General features: G+C 42.4%; 9 protein-coding genes. 6 read left to right on the top strand and 3 right to left on the bottom strand.

All coding sequences use genetic code 11. The features are described from left to right. Nucleotides 1–4: 4 nt before the first annotated feature. From BLR37_RS10495 to BLR37_RS10520, 6 genes are read left to right on the top strand one after another with little or no spacing between them, the layout of a single operon-like run. Entirely contained in the window at nucleotides 5–3130 is a 3126-nt protein-coding gene (locus BLR37_RS10495; protein ID WP_090768234.1) for a baseplate J/gp47 family protein, read from the top strand. Continuing rightward, nucleotides 3131–7075: a hypothetical protein gene (locus tag BLR37_RS10500; protein ID WP_090768237.1), complete on the top strand. Its 3945-nt coding sequence runs from the start codon at nucleotides 3131–3133 to the stop codon at nucleotides 7073–7075. It begins immediately after the preceding gene. Between the two features lie 11 nt (nucleotides 7076–7086). Beyond that, entirely contained in the window at nucleotides 7087–10725 is a 3639-nt protein-coding gene (locus BLR37_RS10505; RefSeq protein WP_090768240.1) for a hypothetical protein, read from the top strand. Nucleotides 10726–10731: 6 nt separating this feature from the next. Further along, nucleotides 10732–12225 carry a contractile injection system tape measure protein gene (locus BLR37_RS10510; protein WP_090768243.1) on the top strand — a complete coding sequence of 498 codons (1494 nt, stop codon included), beginning with the start codon at nucleotides 10732–10734 and terminating at the stop codon, nucleotides 12223–12225. Further along, a complete protein-coding gene (locus BLR37_RS10515) occupies nucleotides 12192–13571 on the top strand; it encodes an ATP-binding protein (protein WP_208599631.1) in 1380 nt (459 codons plus the stop codon). The genes BLR37_RS10510 and BLR37_RS10515 overlap by 34 nt, the downstream gene beginning before the upstream one ends. Before the next feature lie 2 nt (nucleotides 13572–13573). Further along, a complete protein-coding gene (locus tag BLR37_RS10520; protein ID WP_090768246.1) occupies nucleotides 13574–17617 on the top strand; it encodes an eCIS core domain-containing protein in 4044 nt (1347 codons plus the stop codon). Nucleotides 17618–17672: 55 nt separating this feature from the next. On the opposite strand, the gene BLR37_RS10525 is transcribed toward BLR37_RS10520, so the two are convergent. From BLR37_RS10525 to BLR37_RS10535, 3 genes are all read right to left on the bottom strand, one after another. Further along, entirely contained in the window at nucleotides 17673–18653 is a 981-nt protein-coding gene (locus BLR37_RS10525; protein ID WP_090768250.1) for an SH3 domain-containing protein, read from the bottom strand. Between the two features lie 166 nt (nucleotides 18654–18819). Next, nucleotides 18820–21201, bottom strand: a complete 2382-nt coding sequence (gene pbpC / locus BLR37_RS10530; RefSeq protein WP_090768253.1) for a penicillin-binding protein 1C — start codon at nucleotides 21199–21201, stop codon at nucleotides 18820–18822. 141 nt (nucleotides 21202–21342) lie between these two features. Next, complete coding sequence (locus BLR37_RS10535; RefSeq protein ID WP_090768256.1) at nucleotides 21343–21978, bottom strand: hypothetical protein; 636 nt, start codon at nucleotides 21976–21978, stop codon at nucleotides 21343–21345. Nucleotides 21979–22024 lie beyond the last annotated feature (46 nt).

The raw sequence follows: 22024 nt of genomic DNA on the forward strand, positions 1-22024 counted from the left end.
AGAAATGAGTAGCAACTGCAATAAAAATAATGCCCCAAGAAACGGAACAAACCGTTTAAATCGCTTACCCAAGGCCTTGGATGCATCTTTTGTTGCTATTGATGAAAGAGATAAAAATAGCCTTTACCAGTTTTGCGATAAGCTGGCGGCCTACATTAATTACTATTATTACGATGGTCTGGAGAAAAAATCAAACTGGCAAAGCGTTTTCAATAACAATGCAATCAAAGAAGATGGCACTTCCGAACCACATCTGGCGCTTTTTGATGCTTTTCTCGAACTGTATGCCATCGCACAAAAAGACCTGAACGAATTTACCGGTAAACACCTCGATTATTTTTTCGAAACAGTATTAGGCTTTGAGAAAAAAGCTGCCCAGCCCGATAAAGTCTACCTCATTGTTGAGCTGGCCAAACACATTACCCAGTATGTTTTAAACGATAAAACCGAATTTAAGGCCGGTAAAAACAGTAAAAAACAGGAGCAGTTTTACCAGCTCTTATCTGATTTCAGTTTCAGCCATGCGCAAGTGGCCAGCATTCAGTCTATTCTTGTCGATCAGACCGAAAAAACTAAAATTTATGCTTCACCTATAGCAAATTCAGGTGATGGCAAAGGTGCAGAAATTACCAACCAGGATGGTAGCTGGGATATTTTTGGTAATACCAGCAGAGATCTCGCAAATATTGGTTTTGCCATCAGTTCGCCCTTGTTCCGCATGTCAGAAGGGGTAAGGAATATTACACTTCAAATCGTTTATAACGTAAACATGGGTGCCATTCCTTTAACCCCATCAAATTTTAAAGTAAGTATAAGTGCTGAAAAAGCCTGGCTTAATTTAGGTGTTACTTCAGTTGGATTTACCAATAACAAGTTAAAAATTGTAATTGATGCTGATGCTTCGCAACCTAAATTTGTAGATTACAACCAAAAAATCCATCAAAACGATTTCAGAACATCCTTTCCCGTATTAAGAGTAGAAATTGTTACTGCACCTAATTTATACAGTTTGCTAAATGGAGCGGCTGTTAATCAAATCAATATAAACACAGCGGTAACCGGTGTTAAAAATCTATCGGTTCAAAATAACCTTGGAAAGCTCGATCCTGCAAAACCCATGGAAATTTTTGGTGCTATACCAACTGTTGGTAGTAATTTTTACATTGGAAGTAAAGAAATTTTTCAGCAAAAATTAGCCTCACTTAAATTAAATTTTGAGTTTTTGGATTTGCCCGCAACCAGTTTTACAGACTACTATGATTATTATACAGCTAATGGAGATACGTACGTCAGCAACACCGATTTTAAAATAAAATTGTCTTACCTCTCTCAGCGTAGCTGGATTGAAACTGCAGAATCTATTGCTATACCTATTACACAAATCATAGACGGAGTAAGTACACCAGGTTTCACGTATATTTTAGGAAATGGATATCTGTTTGGTGATGATGATACGGTAGCACCAGTCTCAGGTTTTTCATCCAGTTTTGGTATTCCATCTTCAATAAAAGCCAATTATAATCTCGATTTTAATGAAACCTACAATTTAGATGCGGCAGATGGTTACATTAAACTTCAGCTTATAGGTGGTAAATTCGGACAAACCGATTTCCCGATCGCATTCAGCAGGGCAGTGATTAACAAAGGAACAGGTGCAGCAAACTTACCCAATGCACCTTATTTGCCATTAATAACCAATTTAACAATAGATTATACCTGCAGCGAAACCATTGCACTGGGAGTGGGGGCTACGCAATCGGCTTATAATGACCGAATACATCAATTTTATAACCTGGCACCTTTTGGACAGGCAGAAGTTCATCCTTACACCCATGGTACAGTGTATTTATTGCCGCAACAAGATAATGAAGGGGAGTTGTACATTGGTTTAACAAATGCTGTTGTTCCTCAAAATTTAAGCCTGTTGTTTAAGGTGAGTGAGGGAAGTGCCAACCCTGATTTTGATAAAGCCGTGATCAAATGGGCCTATCTTCAACATAACAGGTGGGTTGAGTTTGAAAAAATAAATATATTAAGAGAGCAGACTAATGGTTTGTTAACCACGGGGATAGTGACTTTAAATATTCCGAAAACTGTAAATACCGATAATACACTTTTGGCAAATGGTCTCCTGTGGATCAGGGCTGCAGTAACTACCAACGCAGCTGCAGTGTGCGATATTATTTCAATTACGGCTCAAGCTGCAGAAGCACAATTTGCTGTTTATGATGATGTTGTACCCGAAAATATAGCCATTGGAGCAGGAGTGATTTCTAAACTGAAATCGGCTGATAATGCGGTCAAAAAAGTGACACAGCCTTATGGCTCTTTTGATGGAAAAGCCATTGAAAGTGCTAATGATTATCACATGCGGGTAAGCGAAATTTTAAGGCACAAGCGAAGAGCCATCACTTTGTGGGATTATGAACACCTTATTCTGGCGCAGTTTCCGGAGGTTTATACTACCAAGTGCATTAACCATACTTTTTATAACGGTAACGTAAGCAGCTACAATGCTTTGTCGCCCGGCGAGGTAACCATTATTGCTGTGCCCGATATTGCCATCAGCAATGCGCCTAATCCTTTGCAGCCTAAGGTGGCTAAAAATACCCTCGGGCAGATTAAAACTTATCTGGCTAAAAACAATTCAGCTTTCGCGAAGCTGCATGTTCAAAACCCTATTTTCGAAGAAATTAAGCTTCATTTTCATGTTAAACTTAGGGAAGGTTACGAAGAAAATATTTACCTCCCTCAGCTTAAAATACAGTTGAAGGCACTTTTAGCCCCATGGACCAGTAACGCAGCCACACAAATGGAGTTTGGAGGCAAAATAGAAAAATCAACCATTATCTATCAGCTCGAAAAACTGGCCTATGTCGATTATATCACCTGTGTTAAAATGTACCTCTTCAGACCTGCCGGTTTGGAAGATATATCGGCAAAGGATTTAGAAACGGCAGAAACAGCTACGGCAGCGAGTATTTTAACAGCTTACCCCGATCATTCCATCGTCAATATCAACGACATTGCCGGCATTGGCAATCCCGATTGCGACTGTGTGGATTGTGACGACAATACAATTGATGTAAAAGGAGATTTTGTTCCCATTAACGAATGCGGTTGTAATTAAATGAGCGATTTAAAAACCATATCGAAAAACACGCCACAGCAGGAAAGCATGCAGTTTGATAAACTGCGTGAAATAGGTATTCACCGGATTCAGGCGTTGAGTAAAAGCAACTGGACCGATTATAACCTGCACGATCCGGGTATTACTACGTTAGAAGCGCTGTGTTATGCCATTACTGATCTTGGTTACCGGCTCACTTTCGATATGCAGGATTTACTTGCCAGTAATCCTGATGAAGCTGATGTCGATTTTCATAATTTTTTTACCGCCAGGCAGTTGTTACACAATGCGCCGGTTACGCTCAAAGATTTTAGGAAGCTGTTACTGGATGTTGCTGTGCAGGTGGATACAGAAACCCTGGGGATAAAAAATGCCTGGGCCATTCCGGCTACCGATGCCGAAATAAAACTCTACGTTAACCAAACGCAGCAAAAACTATCTTATTTTCCAACCGCAACTGATGGAACCGGTTTTTATGTGAAAGGTTTGCATAACTTCTTAATCGAATTTGATCAGTCGACCGTTTACGGCGACCTCAATTCAAATGCAATAACCGGTACTTTTTTCATTAATAAATTTGATCCCGATCCCTGGATAGAAGGCGCTGAAATAAAAATAAACATCCATTTTCCTCGCTGGGACGATCAGACTGTCGATTTTAGCCAGGATTCGGTCATTATCAATCACATTAAAAGCCTTAAAATTGAGGTTGATGAATTGCCGACCGGTTACAAACTTGTGGATAGCAACGAAATCGACCATACCGTTACCCTTGCCGGAACCAAAACCGTGGCAGGAGTAGTTACCGCCATTACAGGCCTAAGCGAAATTGATACCCAATTAAATGATTTCATTTTTAATGCACCAAATGGCCTGCTGCAAAGTTACAAACGTAAAATAGGCATAATAAAAAGCATTATTCAAAAGGCGGCAGACAGGTTGCACGATAACCGGCCGCTTTGCGAAGATTATTTAAGCACCAAAGCTTTAAAGGTTGAAGAAATAGCCATTTGCGGCAATATTGAGATTGATCCCTTTGTGGATGCGGCTACCGTTGCGGCCGAAATTTATTTTCAACTGGCCCGTTTTCTTTCGCCGGATGTGTACTTCTACAGCCTGCCCGATATGGTGGCCAAAGGTAAAGCAACCGAAGATATTTTTGACGGACCAGCGCTGGAGCATGGTTTTATTGATGACGACGAACTAAACGCCTCTGCTCAGCAATGTACCATTCATGCCAGCGATCTGATCCGGATCATTATGGATGTTGAAATCGATGGCAAAAAGGTAGTTCAATCGGTTAGCGGATTACAACTGGCCAATTTTCCTGAAGATAGCAGTGATGGCATAAGCCAGAAAACAGTGAAATGGTGCCTCTCATTAGCTATCGATAAGTTTTATGTGCCCCGCTTATCTATCGACTTGTCTAATTTGTCATTTTTTAAACATCAGCTTCCTTTTGCTTTCGATAAAGATGATTTGAAGGCTAAATACAAAGCGCTCTGGAATACTGCCCCTAAGCGCTATCCGATAAATCCGGTTTTAGACCGGAGTTTACCCATGGGTAACTGGCGCGAAATAACTGATTATACCTCCATACAGGAAGATTTTCCACTTGTTTACGGAGTAGGAAGCGATGGAATCCCGAATTTGCCCACCAACGAAGACGAAAGAAACCTGAGGATAACCCAGGCTAAACAATTCAAAGGTTTTCTGGCCTTTTTCGATCAGTTATTGTACAATTACCTCCAACAGGTAAACGGTTTAAAAGCCTTATTTAGCTTAAACCAGGAACTTGATGAATATGGACAACCGCTGATGAATAAAACTTATTTCAGCGAACCCTTAAAAGGAGCAACGGGCCTGGCCGATATTGTACCCAATGCAACTGCCCAAAATATTTTTACCGATGGTTATACGGCCCAGCTACAGGGGATAACCGAAAGTCAGGCCGATTTTGAAAAACGCAAGAACAGTTTTTTAGATCACCTTTTGGCCCGTTTTTGTGAACAGTTTAGCGATTATGCTTTAATTGCCTACACCAACGAAGGACAAAAAGCAGGAGCGGAACTGATTAAAGACAAGCTCTCGTTTTTAAATGCCTATCCCGAAATTAGCAGCAACAGAGGCAAAGCTTTTAACTATAAAAATGAACTCAGCTGGTTTTTCCAAAATGTTTCAGGTTACGAAAAACGGGTGGCTTTACTGCTCGGCATTGATCCTAAAAAAGCCGGAGAATTACATTTTTCTAAACCGTTCAGGATTTTGCCGGTATCCGCCAGCTGGACTATCGACACCAAAGTATCCACTAAAATCCTTTTTGAGGGGGTAAACAGCTTTGCTGATCAGGTATCTGCCAGGGCTGGTATGGAAGCGCTAATCAGCGCCGCGGTACACCTCAATAATTATAAAATTGTAGCCGGTACTGCTGCGGGTAAACACCAGGTTGTATTGTATGCCGATTTAATTACAGAGCAGGTAATTGCCAGAAGTAAAAACACAACTTTAAATCTTGCTGACAGTAATACTTTAATTGCTGATCATATTGATTTGTGTACTAAAGAATTATGTAATACTGTTTTAGCTAACAGGAAGAATATGGCATTACCGGTTTCAGCTTATTTTGAGATCCTCTCACACACTGTTGATGGCTCTACCACACCACCTTTACATAAAATCGGTTACCAGTTATTCGACTTGCCAGCGCCTGATGCCAGCCGCAAAGTTATACTTACAGGTGAAGTAGAAGGCCCTGAAGTTAAAGGTGCGGATGCTGCCGAAACCAAGGCAAATACCGAAGCCAGCTTGCTGTGGAAACTGATTCGCTTTGCGGCTGACGAAGATTATTACCGTTTTGTGCCCGAAAATGTAACGGTTTACGATCCAAATTACCATTTCGAAGTATTCGATATATATGGCAATGTAATGGGCAAGCATAAAGGTAAAAATTACAACCGTCCGCTGGCCGAAATTATTGAAGACAGTACCGCTTCGCCACTGGTTAAAATTGTAGGATCACTATCCAATAACGGCACCTATACTGTTAATAATACGGTAGCACTGGGACCGGACATTAAGATTGAAATTAACGAAACACTGCCCAATAATTACCCTGACGGGCAATTGAGCTTTAGCGAAACCTTTACGGCCTATTTATACGAAAACGGTCGCGAGCTAACGGTTACCGGAATCGATTTAACCGATCGCCTGCGTGCCGGCGATCAATTAAGCTTCATTAAGCCTGCAGCTGAGGCAATGGAGTTCGGGATTTTGCAAATCAGCTTTGCTGATAACAAAACCACGATTATTTCGGCCATTCCACTTGATTTTGTTGTAGCGCCCAAGATCAGTTATACCAAACTTTTTGAAATTAAAACCGTAACCCCAAAAACCATTGTGGTTAGGGCTGGTATGGAAAAACTGGCCCGGCTGGATATGGTACGTTTCTTTAACCAGGTATTTATAGACCGGGAAGGTTTACATCTGATTGAGCACCTTTTATTGCGACCTAAAAAACATGATTTCGATCAGTTGATGGCCATTCATACCGATGTAGATTGTGCGCAATGCAAAATTGCCGATACCTACAGCTTTGTCATGTCAGCCGTTTTGCCATACTGGCCAAACCGTTTCAGAGACCGGAATTTCAGGACTTTTATTGAGAAAACCTTGCGGGAAGAATGTCCGGCGCATGTGGTGCTCAATGTATGTTGGGTAAATCCCTTGCAAATGGCTCAGTTCGAACTGGCTTATAAAAACTGGTTAATTCAGATTAATACCACCAGCACAGGCGATTTGGAAAGGGTAAAGGCGCTGAAGAACCTGATCGATATCTTACAGAATTTACGGAGCGTTTATCCTTCAGGCAAACTGCACAGTTGCAATGAGAACGAAGTACAGAAAAACCCACTCATATTAAATCAAACTAACATTGGCATTTTTTAACTAATCTAGCTATGGAACTCATTAATAAAACAACGGTTTTTGAAGAAAACCAGGTACTTACAGCAGGTCAGCTGAATACCACACAGCAGTTTTTGTTTCAGGAAAGCAGGTTAACCAGAATTAGATTGATTGGAAGGGGCATTGTTTGCGGTTTACATGCTACTTATGGCGTTAACACTGTGCATCTTTCTCAGGGAATTGGTGTTACTTCCTGGGGTTTTTTGATTTCGCTAGGCGATTGCGATTTAACCCACTACAAAACCTATACCTTGCCTGATGGCTTAGATTATAACTATTTTAACAATGCGCCGCTTATAGAGCTGGTTACCGCCGCAAATGCCGCGGCCATGGGCGCCGTTCCAATTACTGCGACTTTGATTTTGAGTGATTATGTAGTGGTACTGTTTTTAGAATCGGCAACACGCGATTTGAAAAGCTGTTTGGGCAAAAGTTGCGATGACTTGGGCAAGGAAAATACATTCACTATCCGTAAATTATTGATCAAAAGGTCCGATCTGGTTGGAATTAATACCTTAAATAATAATAAAGGTGGGGTGCTGTATCCTGCTCTTTATGAGTTAGAAACGATCGAATATCCCCGCGCTTTAATTACCCGGATAGCGGCTGCCAATTATCCCGCTTTGGTAAATGCCTATTTAAGCCCTGTGGCGGCAGTTTTAGAGAAATTAACCAAACAGCTCAGCATCATCTATAAAGAATTACCCGCTTTAGGGCGGCATTTTCCAGGTGTCGATTTCGATAATATCTGCAGTAACTGGGAAAGTAAACTGATTGACCTTGCAGCGCAATACCTGGCGGGTAAGGCCTACGGATTTCAATACGTTTACGATGCTTTCGAAGATATTATCAAATCATATGAGGAGTTGCGCTGCATCGCCATGAACCTGCACAGCGTTTGTTTGCCTAACGACGATGCTTATCCGATGCATTTAATGCTGGGTAGCAAAGCCTGTCCGCCTTCTGTTTTCAGGCAGGAATTTGAATACTCGCCCTTGTTTAACGAATATAAAGATTGGAGTAAAAAGCTGGTTTCGGTTTTTGGCCGTACCCTGACCATGTTCAATGGTTATTTCGATAGCCTTACTGAAAAGGGCGAGCGCGGTATTTTAGCCACGCCCAGCAAAGAGAAATGGCAAAATATAGGCAAAAGGGCCCTGCCAATTTATTTTGATCCCAATAACGGCGATTTCGAACAATACTGGAACGAATCTTTATGCCATGGCTGTAGTAACGGCAAACCGCTCAGCTACCATTATCAGGCACCACTTAGCTTACAAAGCTATGGGATGAGCCGGTTGGAAGCGCCTTTGCTCTACAATTTCTCTGATACCAGTTTTTTCAGGATGGAAGGGCATTTGGCGCTACCCGAAGATGATGCTGTTGCCCAATACAAAAAAATGCAGCGCAGTTTCAATCTGCCATTTAAAGTGCGCTCGGTTTTTATGGGCGAAGGTGGTGTAATTAAAACGGTTTGCCGTTACCCCGATTTGGATTCTCAATACCTGGTTTGGCGTAATGTAATGCTGTACTACCTCAATAACCTGATTAAGTATAGTACCCTGGCTGAAAAGATGGTAGGCCGTTTTGAAGATGTTAAGGACGCAGCCAAAGATGCCGTGAGTGGGGTAAATACCAAAAAAGAAGCTGCCCCTAATGCAAAAGCAGCCGGAAAGGAAAGTTTTACCGATGCAGGTGCTACTACAGAAAAAACAACCACTTTTGGCAATCTGAATAAGGTTTTTATGAAAGCCGGTATGGTGGGCGAACGCATCAACCAGGCCAACTATTCAAAAATAAACAATAGCAGAGGCCGCCTGGAAATCACTGCCGATGAACTGCAACGCGATGCACTGCGTTTGGTAGCACGCTTTAATGATAATCTTGAGGAGTTGATTGCGACACTCGTTTTAGAATTTACTGATTTTGACGAGAAACGCTTTAAATCGGCCTACACCGACCTAATAACCACATACGTAAACGGGATGAAACTGCTCGTGCGTATCATCAATAGGGATGGTAACGTAGAGTTGCTGCCTTACCTTATGGCTGCTACTATATTGCACCGGGTAATTAATGTGCTCATGATCAGGCCTTACATTACAGTAGGCACTTTAACCGATATCAGACTGCAAAGGAACAAAAGCCTGCGTAATAACCTTTCGTTTTTCGATTATATCCGTAACTCGGGGGCTGTAGAACACCTGGCAGGGGTAAATAAGGGCAATATGCTGCTATTGCTGTACCATACCGGTAAAGAACTGGAGTATCAAACGATAGAAAGAGCTCCGCAGGCGGCAAGGGCAAAAGCTAAAAAGGCCGAAAGCCCTGAGTATAAGGTAGCTGAACAAGCTTTGAAAGCTACTTACGAAGCCAGGTCTTCGGACATACAAGCGCGCATAGTTGAGCAGGAAAAAGAACTTAACCAAATGGAACTTCAACTGCGCGAAGGGCTTGAAATTAAGCTGGCTGAAATTGATAAACGCGAAGTGCGTAGCGCTGGCGAGATCAGGAAAGAAGAATCGGCCATTAAAAGCGAACTGGAAGTAAAACGCAAAGCACTGAAACCTACCGATGGTGCTAAAGCCGAAGCACTTGAAAAAGAATATAAGGAAAGGATTGTATTGATGCGTAAAAGCAGCGAGGGTGATAAAGCCAAAGAAATTAAAGAGCTGAATAAAAATGCCGAAACCGAACTCGCTGAAAGACGGAAAATACATACTGAAGAAATAGAGAAGGCCAAAAAAGAAGAAGCTGAGGCCTTAAAAGAATACGAAGCTCAGGTTAAAATGCTCGCTAAGAAAATCGTAATTGAGGAAGAACTGGAAGAAATTATATACACAGGAGAGGGTGAAAAGGAGCGTAAATATTTAAGTGATTTCGAAGCTAAGTTTAACCAGCATTTTAGGGAGTTAAGTGAAAAAATAGGGAACCAGGGGCTTGAAAATATTGCAAACAATGTAATCGCCGATTTTACCGTCTACGATGACGATGCTTGTTGCGAGTGTAATGCCAATGATTACCGGAATAAAGAACTTACACCATTGGTTGCGCCCATTTCGCGTTTTGTGGTGTATAATCCCAGCCGCATCAATTCGGCAAAGATACAGGTGCTCAATAATCTCTATCACCCGGGCGAGTACAGTGTTATCGTAAAGAGCGAGCCTGAATTAGGTAAAATAAGCTTCGAAGATGAGGTTTACGAACCAAAACCTGCGTTAAAGAAACAGATTTTGGTTTATACGCTGGATACCGATCGGGTAGCCAAAAATGCCAGGGCTATGAAATCAATCGTGGCTACCGATGAAATTGAATATGCGATAATCGAAAATGAAACCGGCGAAGAAGTAGGAACTGATAAAATTACTTTCTTTATTGGTATTGGCAGAATCGGGCAGGATACCTACGAACTGAGTGGCAATGTAGCCTATGCCAAACAGTTTAAAGTGTCGGTAAACGATGCAACTGGTGCAGTTATTCAACAAAATACCTTTACCGGCAATAAATACAGTTTCAATCTTAACCCAGGCAAATATTTCGTGGTGATGGAAGGTATTACTCCTCACGGAGGAGGAAAAGGCGAAATTGAAATTGTTAATGAAGATGTGGTTTTGAATTTCAGTTTAGGATAAAGCCATATGAACCAGCACCTCATCCAATCGCAAAAAATGTTGCTTACTGTTGCCAGTCAACAGGATTGGGAGCGGGTGCAGGCCGAAATCAGCCATTTTTGCAAAACGAGGCTGCCCCAGGTGCTTGAAAATATCTTTGATGAATTTGCCCTTAACCATACCATTCGCATCGATCAGCTAAATATCGATATCGGTAGTTTAAGTTTAAATACACTTGCGCAAGACATTGAAGAACAGCTTACTATTCAGGTTTACCGTTATCTGCGTACGCACCATCAACAAGAGGTTAATGCGGTTTTGGTAAAGGACGAAAAACTCATCGACTTTCTTACACATCTTAAAGTAAACGCGCCCGATTCCGGATCGGTTAATGCAGTTTCAGCGGGATACCTGGCCGGAGCAAACGGTTACGAAGCACTGGCATTTTACTGTGAAACCGGATTAAAACCCTGGTGGCTGGCCACTACGACTTCGTTTAAACCAGCGCCTCTACTGTTACAACTTTTAAATGCTGATGCCGGAATATTTGCTCAGTTTGTAAATGCTGTAAAACATCAGACTGCCACTTACAGGCGCTTAATTCAGTTGGTAGGTAGGAAAATGTTTTTCTATCAGATTCACCAGTTTATAACCGATTTTAATATTTTAAAATGCTTAGAACCAAATATAAACGATAAATTATTTAAATTAATAGTTGAATATTGGTTTAGCCGGTTAGCAGTAGGTGAAAGCGAGTCAGACCACACAGATTTTGGCTTGTGGCTCTTTACTTTGGTTGAGCAGCAGCCTGTTTTAAGAACAATAGTACTCGAGGCTTTGACATTAACCCGAACAGAAGTGGAAAGCAGGCAAACTGAGGCAGAGTTGGTTTTGCGGCTCAACAAATTATACACTGCAATTACCCGGCAAAAACAAGAACCTGTTGTTGCTTCGAAACCTGCTGTTAATCCGGTAGAAGAAAAAATAAATCCGCAACGCGTTGATGGGGTAAATCAGGAAGCATCCATATTAATTGAAAATGCAGGTCTGGTTTTGCTTTATCCTTATTTCAAAAACCTGTTTAACTCCCTGCAATTGTTAAACGGAAAGGAATTTAAGGATGAAATCAGTTTGCACAAAGCTGTCGTATACCTCCATTATTTAGTTTATAACGAAATGCCGGAAGATGAGTGCGCCCTGGCATTAAATAAGATATTGTGTGGTATAGCGCCAGAAACCATCATTTTGTTTAACGAAATAAGTTTTACCGATGAAGAACTTGGCTGGAGCGATACCCTGAAAAGTATGGCCATTCAACATTGGACCAAACTAGGTTCAACAACCGTACAAGGTCTGACCGAAACTTTTTTGAAACGGGATGGCAGCTTAATTTTTCGCACAAACAACTATCATGTACATGTAGAAAGAAAAGGATTTGATGTTTTACTGGATACCATACCCTGGCCTTTATCCATAATACGCTTACCATGGAACAATTATTTGATCAGTCTGAACTGGTAAACAGCACATTAAAGGCAAATGCCGATGCACTTTTGGCCGAATTAAACTGGTTTGAAAAGGTGTTGCAGCTCCGTAGTGCCATCAATGCAGGGAGTGTGGCTGAAAGCACCAGTATTTTCGACGTTCAGCCGCCCGATTTAAGCCAGTCCAATTCCAGTTATGGCCGTTTTCTGGTACAGCATCAGCTTGGATTTGCTGATCGTTTTTTGCTTTTTCTGGCCATGGTAACCCAGATCAAGCCGCAATGCCTGGATATATTTTTGGTACAGAATCCGCAAACCGGCCAGATCTTCACCGAGTTTGGAGGTAGAAAAGGCAATGTGTTCAGTGGTTTTTTGCCTACAGCCGAAACGTTTTTGTTTTTGCTGGCTGCCGATAACTTAATGCTGCGTTTCGATCTGTTAAAACTGTTTGATGCCCGAAATCCACTCTTTGCACTCAATGTACTGGAATATGAGCCCTTGCCACCCGGCGAACCCATTTCGAGCATTCCATTACACATCAATAAAAACTGGTTCGAAGAATTTACTACAGGTGAAAGAAGTAAACCGCGGTTTTCGGCCGACTTTCCGGCACATCTTATCGAAACCAATATGCAATACGAAGATTTGGTGTTGCCTGAGCATACCTGCGAGCATTTGGAACTGCTTGATTCGTGGCTGCAGCATAATAAAACCATGATGAACGATCTCGGGCTCAGACATAAAATAAAACCCGGTTTCCGCACGCTCTTTTATGGTCAGCCAGGCACCGGAAAATCACTCGCAGCAGCAGTATTAGGCAAAAAACACAATTTACCTGTTTACCGGATTGATTTAAGCCGGGTAGTGAGTAAATATATTGGCGAAACTGGCAGAAACCTGTCCAAAGTGTTCGATGCTGCAGAAAATCAGGGCTGGATATTGTTTTTTGATGAAGCGGATGCCCTCTTTGGTAAGCGGACTAACGTTAGCGATGCACGCGATAAGTATGCCAATCAGGAAACCAGTTATTTGCTGCAAAGGATTGAAGACCACAACGGATTGGTAATCCTGGCCAGTAATTTTAAACAGAATATCGATCAGGCATTTTTACGCCGTTTTCAATCCGTTATCGAATTTCCGATGCCACAGGCCAGTCAGCGGGCTTTACTTTGGGAGCAGGGCTTTTCGCCTTTGATTCAGCTCGAAGCGAAGGTAAATCTCAATGATATTGCTCAAAAATTCGAGCTCACCGGCGGTGTCATTATCAATGTGGTACAATATGCCACCATGCAAATGCTCAAAGCCGGTGGAAAAGAAATCAGGCAAAGAGATATTGTTGAAGGGATAAAACGCGAACTTAAAAAATCAGGCAGAACATTATAAACATGGGCAGCGTACTGGCATATAGCAATTCTCAACCGAAGTCTGTTACACACAACAGGCCCGGAACAGGCTGTATCCAGGCTAAGCTAAAAGTTGGTGCTGTAAACGATCCACAGGAAAAAGAAGCTGATCAGGTTGCAGAACGGGTAATGCGGATGCCGGCCAGTGCAGGTTTTGCCATGGCGGGAGCAAGCCGAACCGCACCTGAAATGAAAGTACAACGCAAATGTTCTGGCTGTGACCAAAAAGAAAAAATAGCGCGTAAAGAAGAAGAATTAAAGGAAATAGATCAACCCGGGGTATTACAAGCAAAGGCTGGCAGTGGTTTTGCAGCAGGTGGAACTGCACCGGCCAGCGTTCAATCCGGAATAGCAGCAACCAAAGGGGGTGGCACAAGTCTGCCACGGCATATAAGTGCAGATTTAGGCGGTAAAATGGGCGCCGATTTTTCTGGCGTACGCATTCACGATAATACACACGCAGCAAAGATGACCGCTCACGTAAATGCCAGGGCATTTACAGTTGGCAATAACATTTATTTCAACCAGGGCGAGTACAATCCAAATTCCTCCGGTGGGAAATTCCTTTTGGCCCACGAGCTTACGCATACCATCCAGCAGGGCGGAAGTGTGAAGCGAAAAACAAAGGAGAAGGATAAAAAATTACAGCGGAAAGCAGAACCTGAAAAAATAAAGCGGAAGGAAGAACGCAAGGAAATTTTGCGGGTAGTAAAAGAACCTGAGCAAATCAATCGCTGTGCCTGCAATGAGGAGCAGGTGCAACGCTGGTCGTTAGGCGAGTGGCTGGCCGATAGTGCCTGGGAAATTGTAGAAACCATTGCGCCTGCCGAATTTGTACAGGTGCTTAGGGAAATTAGTAGTAAAGGTATTTTAGGCTTCCTGCGCGAAAAACTGATGGCCGGGCTGAACAGGTTATTTGACCGCTTTCCTGCTGTAGGTAGTTTCGTTACCAATTTAATAGCCGTATTCTCGATGCTGTACCAGCGGGTTTCGGCCATTATGCAGGCCTTAATTGCCGGCGATTGTGCACCGCTGCTGGCTGCTGTTAACGAACTCAAAGAGGTTATTACTACCCTAGCTACCGATGCATGGGCAGGTTTAACCGATTTTGTACGGCCTATTGGGGAGTTTTTCTCCGGTTTGTGGACTTCGTTTGGTGCACCGGTGGTTGATTGGCTCGGGCAAACAGCGGCCGATGTATGGGCCTGGATGCAGGATATCGGGCAACGGATTTGGGATTGGACATCGCCAGTACGCGAATATGGTTCAATGGCCTGGGATTGGGTAAAATCGACACTGGGATTTGGTACAGACAGTTCGGGTGCCGAAAATTCAAATGGTGTTATCCAGTGGATCACCGGAAAAGCTGAGGAAGCCTGGACTTCTATTCAGGAAACGATCAGGCCTGTAATTGAGCCTGTTCAGCAAATTGCAACGCGGGTAATGGATATTTTGCCGCTCAATGCCATCATGAACCTGCGCGATACCGTATCTAATTTTGCTGCCGGTGTTAACGGAATGGCTACCGCAATGGGCGATGATGGATCGGGAGTTGCGGCACGGGCACAGCAGGCCTCACTTCGTGATACGATTTTGCCGGCAGTGCAAACCAAAATTGTCGAAGTGCAGCAGGGCATTAGTAACGCAGGTTTGTGGGTTGCCGAAAGTGTGGGCGGTTTTGTAGGTCAAATTACAGGTTTCTATAATTCAGTTGCTTCAAGTTCGATATTTGCAGTGGCAGCGCCAGCAATTGCATGGGTAAATGATACGGCATTAAGTTTAAGCACCTGGGTACAAACCGGGGTGGTCGATCTGTTTAACATGGCAAGCAGTGGTTTAGGGTATCTGGCAAGTTTTATCCAGCCCATATTAAATGCGTTGCAAAGAATAGTCGATACATTGAGTGATTTGGCAGGACGAGCCGGAGATTTTATTCTGGGACCTTTTATGCTCATCCCTGAATGTATCCGAACACCGATAAAAGACTTCCTTATTGAGCAAATCCTGAGCAGAATTCCACTGTTTAACCAGATTATGGCTATTGGCGATGTGTGGGCCAGGGCACAACAAATTGTGATGACCATTTTGTACCAGGTTTTTGTAGATGGCAACTTGCCGGGTGCTATGTGGACATTCTTCAGGGAATTGCTGAGCCTGGTAGGTATACCGCCCGAACTGGTTGTTTCCATATTGGCCAATGCATCGCAGGCAGTTGTCGATATTTTGGGCAACCCGGTTGGTTTCTTCATTAATTTGTTGAGTGGTTTACAACAAGGATTTACTCAGTTTTTTGGTAATATCGGCACGCATTTACTATCAGGTGTAGTCAATTGGCTAACCGCCGAAATGCAGGCTTTGGGTATTACGCCACCTACTGATTTTTCATTTGGCTCAATTTTTAGTTTCATCCTCCAGATTTTAGGCATTACTGTCGACAATATTTTTAATCTGCTGGCTACCAGAATTGGCGAAGAAAGGGCACAAAGATTACGCGGTATGCTTGATATGGCTACCGGTGCCTGGAGTTTTGTTGCTGATGTGGTAGAGCGTGGACCAGCTGCAATATGGGAGCGAATTCAGGAACAACTCAGTAATTTATGGGATACGGTAATTAATAACATTGTAACCTTTATTAACGAACGAATTATGGCGCAGGCAACCGCCTGGCTGTTGAGTATGCTCGATATTTCGGGTATTATGCCGGTTGTGAACAGTATTTTGGCGGTTTACAGGGCTATTCAGAGTTTTACAGAATATTTTGTGCCTATACTGCGCATCATCAATCAGTATGTTACCATGCTTGCTGATGTGGCCCGCGGAAATATTGCCGGGGCTGCCAATTTCTTAGAAGGAATTTTGGCTAACTCACTCCCCATTATGATCGGATTCCTGGCCAACCAATTTGGTTTCGGCAGAATAGCGACAAGGATGCAGGAAATTTTGACTGCGGTAAAAGTACGGATCGATAACGGAATTCTGTGGGTGATCGATCAGGCTATCAGGGTTGGTGGAGCCATAATGAATGCAGGAAGGGCAGTTGTAGATGCTATTAGGGGCTGGTGGAACCGGCGAAGACCTTTTGTGGCAGCAGATGGAGAACATCACGAAATGTATTATCAGGGCGAAGGCAGAAATGCCCAGCTTTATGTGGCCAGTGCCAATCCGCGTCCGGCAAGTTTACTGATTACCCAATTACAAGCGCAATATGCTGGTGAAACTACTGGTCCGGGTGCGGCTAAAAAACAATTAGCCGATAATGCCAGGGCACTTTATGATAGCCATATTGTAACCTTACTCAATGCTGTTAAAGCACTTTCTGACGATCCATCAAACGAAAATTTAATTGAGCAAAACCCAAATTATCAGCAGCTGTTAATTAAAGAAACCGAGCTGATGGAAATTCTGCGGCAAATTATGGGTACAGCAACATTGGCCGATGCCAGGCAGAAATACCTGTATGAAGGAGCTGTTGGTACTTATACTGGTGTACCAACGCCTACTTACGATAGTGTTACGCCAGATCATCAACCACAGTGTGCTACTTTAGTCGAAGCCTCGGGAATGGTTTTTGGCGCAACAGGACAAAGGGTTTTTCTGGCAGGAAATCCGATTTTTAATTTAACCAATGGAAGCCATTGCAGCGGCGCCTATGTCATTAATCTGCACAGTAACAGGCATAATTTTGGTGTAAGCCGTACTTACGGTTCTACTCCGCACACCGCAAATTTTGTTGCCCGTACGAGGCCGAGATTAAGTATGGCACCAACCCGTAGGGCAGCACAACAAATTGTTGAGTCCGAATTAAGGAACGAGCTAAATGCCGATGTTGCACACATTAGAAACACTGTTTTAAATGCCAGCCTGGGGGCTGCGACGGTTTGGCGTGACGTTGATGCCGATAATATGAATGGCTTAACGCTGGCTTTATCAGATAAAACGCAATTGTTTAATTTTGTTAAGGGTAATATTGCACAAGGAGAGCGCCAAATAGCCAACCAGCCTTTGAATAATATCGTAACCGGATAAATATGGAAGATTAAAACCTTGCTTTATAAACAATCCGTTTATGGAGCGTTTCAAATTAAGTTAAAAATTCTTTCTTCACCCATTTATTGTCCGAACTGATTTTACTCCAGCCATTACTTTCTTCAACAATAAAAACCTCCTGATTTTGAGCTAATGCCGAAACCTTAGGGAAATTAGTGCCGGGACCGCTTCTCACATTCAAAGTACTTGCATTTACTGTGGCCCTGGTTACAGTTTTGGTGTAACTGCCATTTACCCAATGCTGTTGCGATCCGGAAATTTTATACCAGCCGTTTTTTTCTTCATAAACCCGCAGAACTGCCCCTAAAGTTGCTGGTGCTACGCTACTTACTTTTTTACTCTGGGCGTTTGCATCCTCCCTGATGTTCAAGCTATCGGCTGTAACCGCTACATATTTAATTACGTTTTGCGCAGGCTGTGGTACTGCGCCATTTAAGGCGGCACTAACCAGCGGTAAGAAATTTTGATTGCAATCTGCAACCATATTCCCACCAAAAAAGTTGGTGCCGGGGCAGGTTTTGTTGTTGCCGGTACCATTGTTCCGAACACCGGTAATCAGGTTAAACCAGTGGTGATAAACTACTTTATCACTATTAACCGCAATACCGAATTTTTTGCATAGGGCTGCGGTTAACTTAATAATCGTATTTTGGTGCTCAGCGGTCATCGTGTCCTTGCCCGCATCAAAATTTCCGAGATTTTCTATACATATCGCATTCGAATTAAAACCCAGAATGCAGGCAGGTGTATCCTCCAGACTTCGGCCGGTTAAAATGCTTCCATCCGGAAAAGTGGTAAAATGCTGGCCAATATCTTTCCAGCCGTTGTGACTTACATGATAACTTTTCATGCCCTGCTGTAAGTCGAAATGATTGTTGCCTTTAAAATTTACATAAGAGGGGCTCCAGGTGTGGTGCTCCTGAACATACAAAATGGTTCTGGCGACCCTTAAATTTGAAATCCAGGTTTCAAATTCAGAGATGTCCATTTTGGTAAAACCGGATTTACTGGTCATAACAAAATTGGTTTAGGTTTACACTAAATAGCTATACTTGAATGGTTGGTTTCGGGGGCTCGCGCCGCTTATATAAATATAGCTAATAGTGTTGAAAAAGTGTATAACTTTTTTAATATCAGTTTGTTATGTTTTTGTGTCGCTTTTGGTCTTACCAATCTAAAGTTTAAGGTGATTTACCTTTTTCCTTATCTAAAACAGTAAATACCTGCACCAGTCTTTCGCCGCTTTCATCAACCAAAGTTAAGGTGTGTTTTCCCGGTGGCGGATTAATGGCCAACTGGTGGAAATTGGTTGTAGTGGTTACGTATTCGTTATCAAGATGCCAGTATATTTTGGCGTGTGGGTTTCTGTGCGCAGCGTTGAGTACAATTTTTCCACGCGTACCATCGAGTTCAAGTGGGATGTACACTGTGGCGTTGTTTTTAGGATAGATGAGTTCCATCACACTGTTTCCGCCCGAAACGTCGCAGCCACTTTTAAATGGGGGCAGGTCTTTGTAATCGCTGTTTTTGATTTTATAATAGTATTCCATTGCTGGTGGTAAAATAAACCAGCTCTTGTGCTGCATCTGGGTTACACTTTCGCATAAATCGGTTACCCGGTAAGCGCCCGTTTTATCGAGATGGATTAGTTTATGATATGGGCAAACAGCTGTTTTTTCGCCTGCTGGAGGTACCAGTTCTTCTACCACGTTTTCGCAATATTCGCCAGCTTTGTAGCCACTTTGCCTGCAGATTTTGAGTTTTTTTAATTTGGTTGCAGGTGTTTCGAACCATTTTCCGTTGGGTAACAGCCTGAAAATATCGAACATTACAGGGGCGGCAGCTTCAATTCCTACCAATCCCGGGCGACCTTCGCCATCGGCATTGCCAACCCAAACACAAACCACATAATTGGGGGTTAAACCCACTGCCCAGGCATCGCGGAAACCAAAACTGGTACCGGTTTTCCAGGCTATGCGTTGCGAAGATGAAAATTGCTCCCATAAACCCTCATCACCGGGCCGCATTACTTCTTCCATGGCATTAAAAGTGGCCCAGATAGCTCCATGATCTAAAAATGAATTGCGCTGAAGATCGGTTTCATCTTTTTTATTGTCTTTAAGATAGCTGGCCTGAAGGTAATCATTAGGATTGTACAACCCTTTGTAGGTATTAAAATGGTTTAAAGTGCGCGCCATACCCATGTAGGTGTTGGCCAGATCCCACATGGTTACTTCGCTGCCACCTAAAATGAGCGATAAACCGTAATGATCTGCCGGTTGATTAAGCGTACTGATCCCGATTTTTTTGAGCTTATCGTAAAAACGTTCATACTTATATTGTTGCAGCATTTTTACAGCCGGAATGTTGAGCGAACGGCTTAAAGCTTTATCAGCAGCGATGGCGCCATCGTAACCTAAATCGTAATTTTGCGGCGAATAACCTGCAATTTGTGTCGGGATATCGGCAATCAAAGTGTGCGGTAGGATAAAGCCATCATTCATCATACTGGCATACAAAAGCGGTTTCAAAGTGCTCCCTGGACTGCGTAAAGCCTTTATCATATCTACATGGCTTTGCAGATCGGTATTTTCAGGTTGATAAATGTTACCCACGTAACTCACTACCTGGCGGGACCTAACGTCTAAAATCAACGCTGAAATATTGTTAATGTCGTTTGCCCGGTAGCGGTTATTGTACCGTTTTAAGATCGCGTTTACCTTGATCTGGATATTTTCATCTAAGGTTGAAGTAATTCTGGTCGAATTTACATCGAGGTTTTTCTGCTCTGCCTTAAAGCGATTTAACAAATGTGGTGCATTTTGCGGCAGGGGTAAAGGTTTGCCTGGAACAGGTTCTAGTTTGGATAAATTAGCGGTAGTTTGGTCGATATATTTCAATTTGACCAGTTTATCTAATAAATCGTTTCTTTTTTTGATCAGTTTTTCGGAATTTTTACCCGGATGCACCAGCGAAGGACTATTGGGTAACACTGCAAGCGTAGCCGTTTCGCCCCATGAAAGCGTTTTGGCATCGCGACCATAATAGCGCCAGCTGGCAGCTTCCAAGCCTACCACGTTACTCCCAAAAGGGGCATTGGCGGCATACAGGCCAATGATTTCATCTTTATTGTATTTAATTTCCAGTCGGATAGCCAGTATCACTTCCAGCAATTTTTGCCAGATGGTTCGATCTTGCTTACGCGAAAGTCGGATTACCTGCATGCTGAGCGTACTGCCACCACTTACCACACTTTTAGCCCTTAAATTTTGTTTCATGGCCCTGCCCATGGCCAAAAGATCGACGCCAAAATGATGATAGAATCTCTTATCCTCGAAGGCGATAATACAATCTTTAAATTTTACCGGTACCGAGTCGGCAACCGGAAAACGCCATTGCCCATCGCTGGCTATTGCTGCACTTAGTAAATTACCATTGCGGGCTTCGATAACATAAGAGGTAGGCGTTTTAAAAAGCTTTGCCGGTAGGGAAAAAAGAAATACCAAAAGCAGCACCACACACAAAAAATCGGAAATCAGGAATGCTTTTGGTATTTTGTTCATTGGTTTTTTGAGTGTACTGGTTGGTGTGCCATAAATCCAGTTTTTATTTGCCGGTCGGTGCGGACACCAACCGATAGTTTAAGTGTTGTTATTAAATAAGTAAAGGCTAATTTGTTGTTACGGGTCATCGATTGGTATCAATCATTTATCAAGACCATTATTTAATATCGTTTCAAAAACAGGTTGGAAATACATTAAGACCTTATCGTTTGCTAGTTTGTAATTTTCTTTATCCAGAATCACATCATCGAATTTGTGATTTTTATAGCTTGGAGACAGAAGTATTTTAAAATCATTGCTTCCTTTTAAATACTTGATTAGCGAAAAATTATAGAACAAAATTGGTCGTTTATCATACATACTCAATGTTGCAATGCCAAAATCGTGATTGAAACCATCAAACATTTGCATAGGATCTGTTAGGGTATAGGCATTCTTCTTTCTAATGATTATAATTTGATCCAGGTTATTTTTAATGCAGAAATCTTCAGCATAAGCAACCATTTTTTTGTATTTATACCGTTGTGGAAAATATTCAAGCTCATTAAAATCGAAGTTTTCAAATTGCTTATTCTCAATGTTTTTTTTATTTAAATAAGTTGTTAAATAAGTTAACAGATTAAAATTTAGGTCGTTTTCGGCAAGAACTTTTGTTTTAAAGGCTCCCTTAAGATAAACGTAACCCATTTGGTAATTAACGTCTGATACAATTCCGGTTTTTTGTGCAATTGCACAAAATGGAATAAGAAAAACCAGAATTGTGATTTTAATTTTCATTTGAGGTTATCTTTTTTTAATTATCTACTGGTTGGTGTCTTCACCA

This window comes from Pedobacter soli (assembly GCF_900101435.1).
Lineage (GTDB): Bacteria > Bacteroidota > Bacteroidia > Sphingobacteriales > Sphingobacteriaceae > Pedobacter > Pedobacter soli.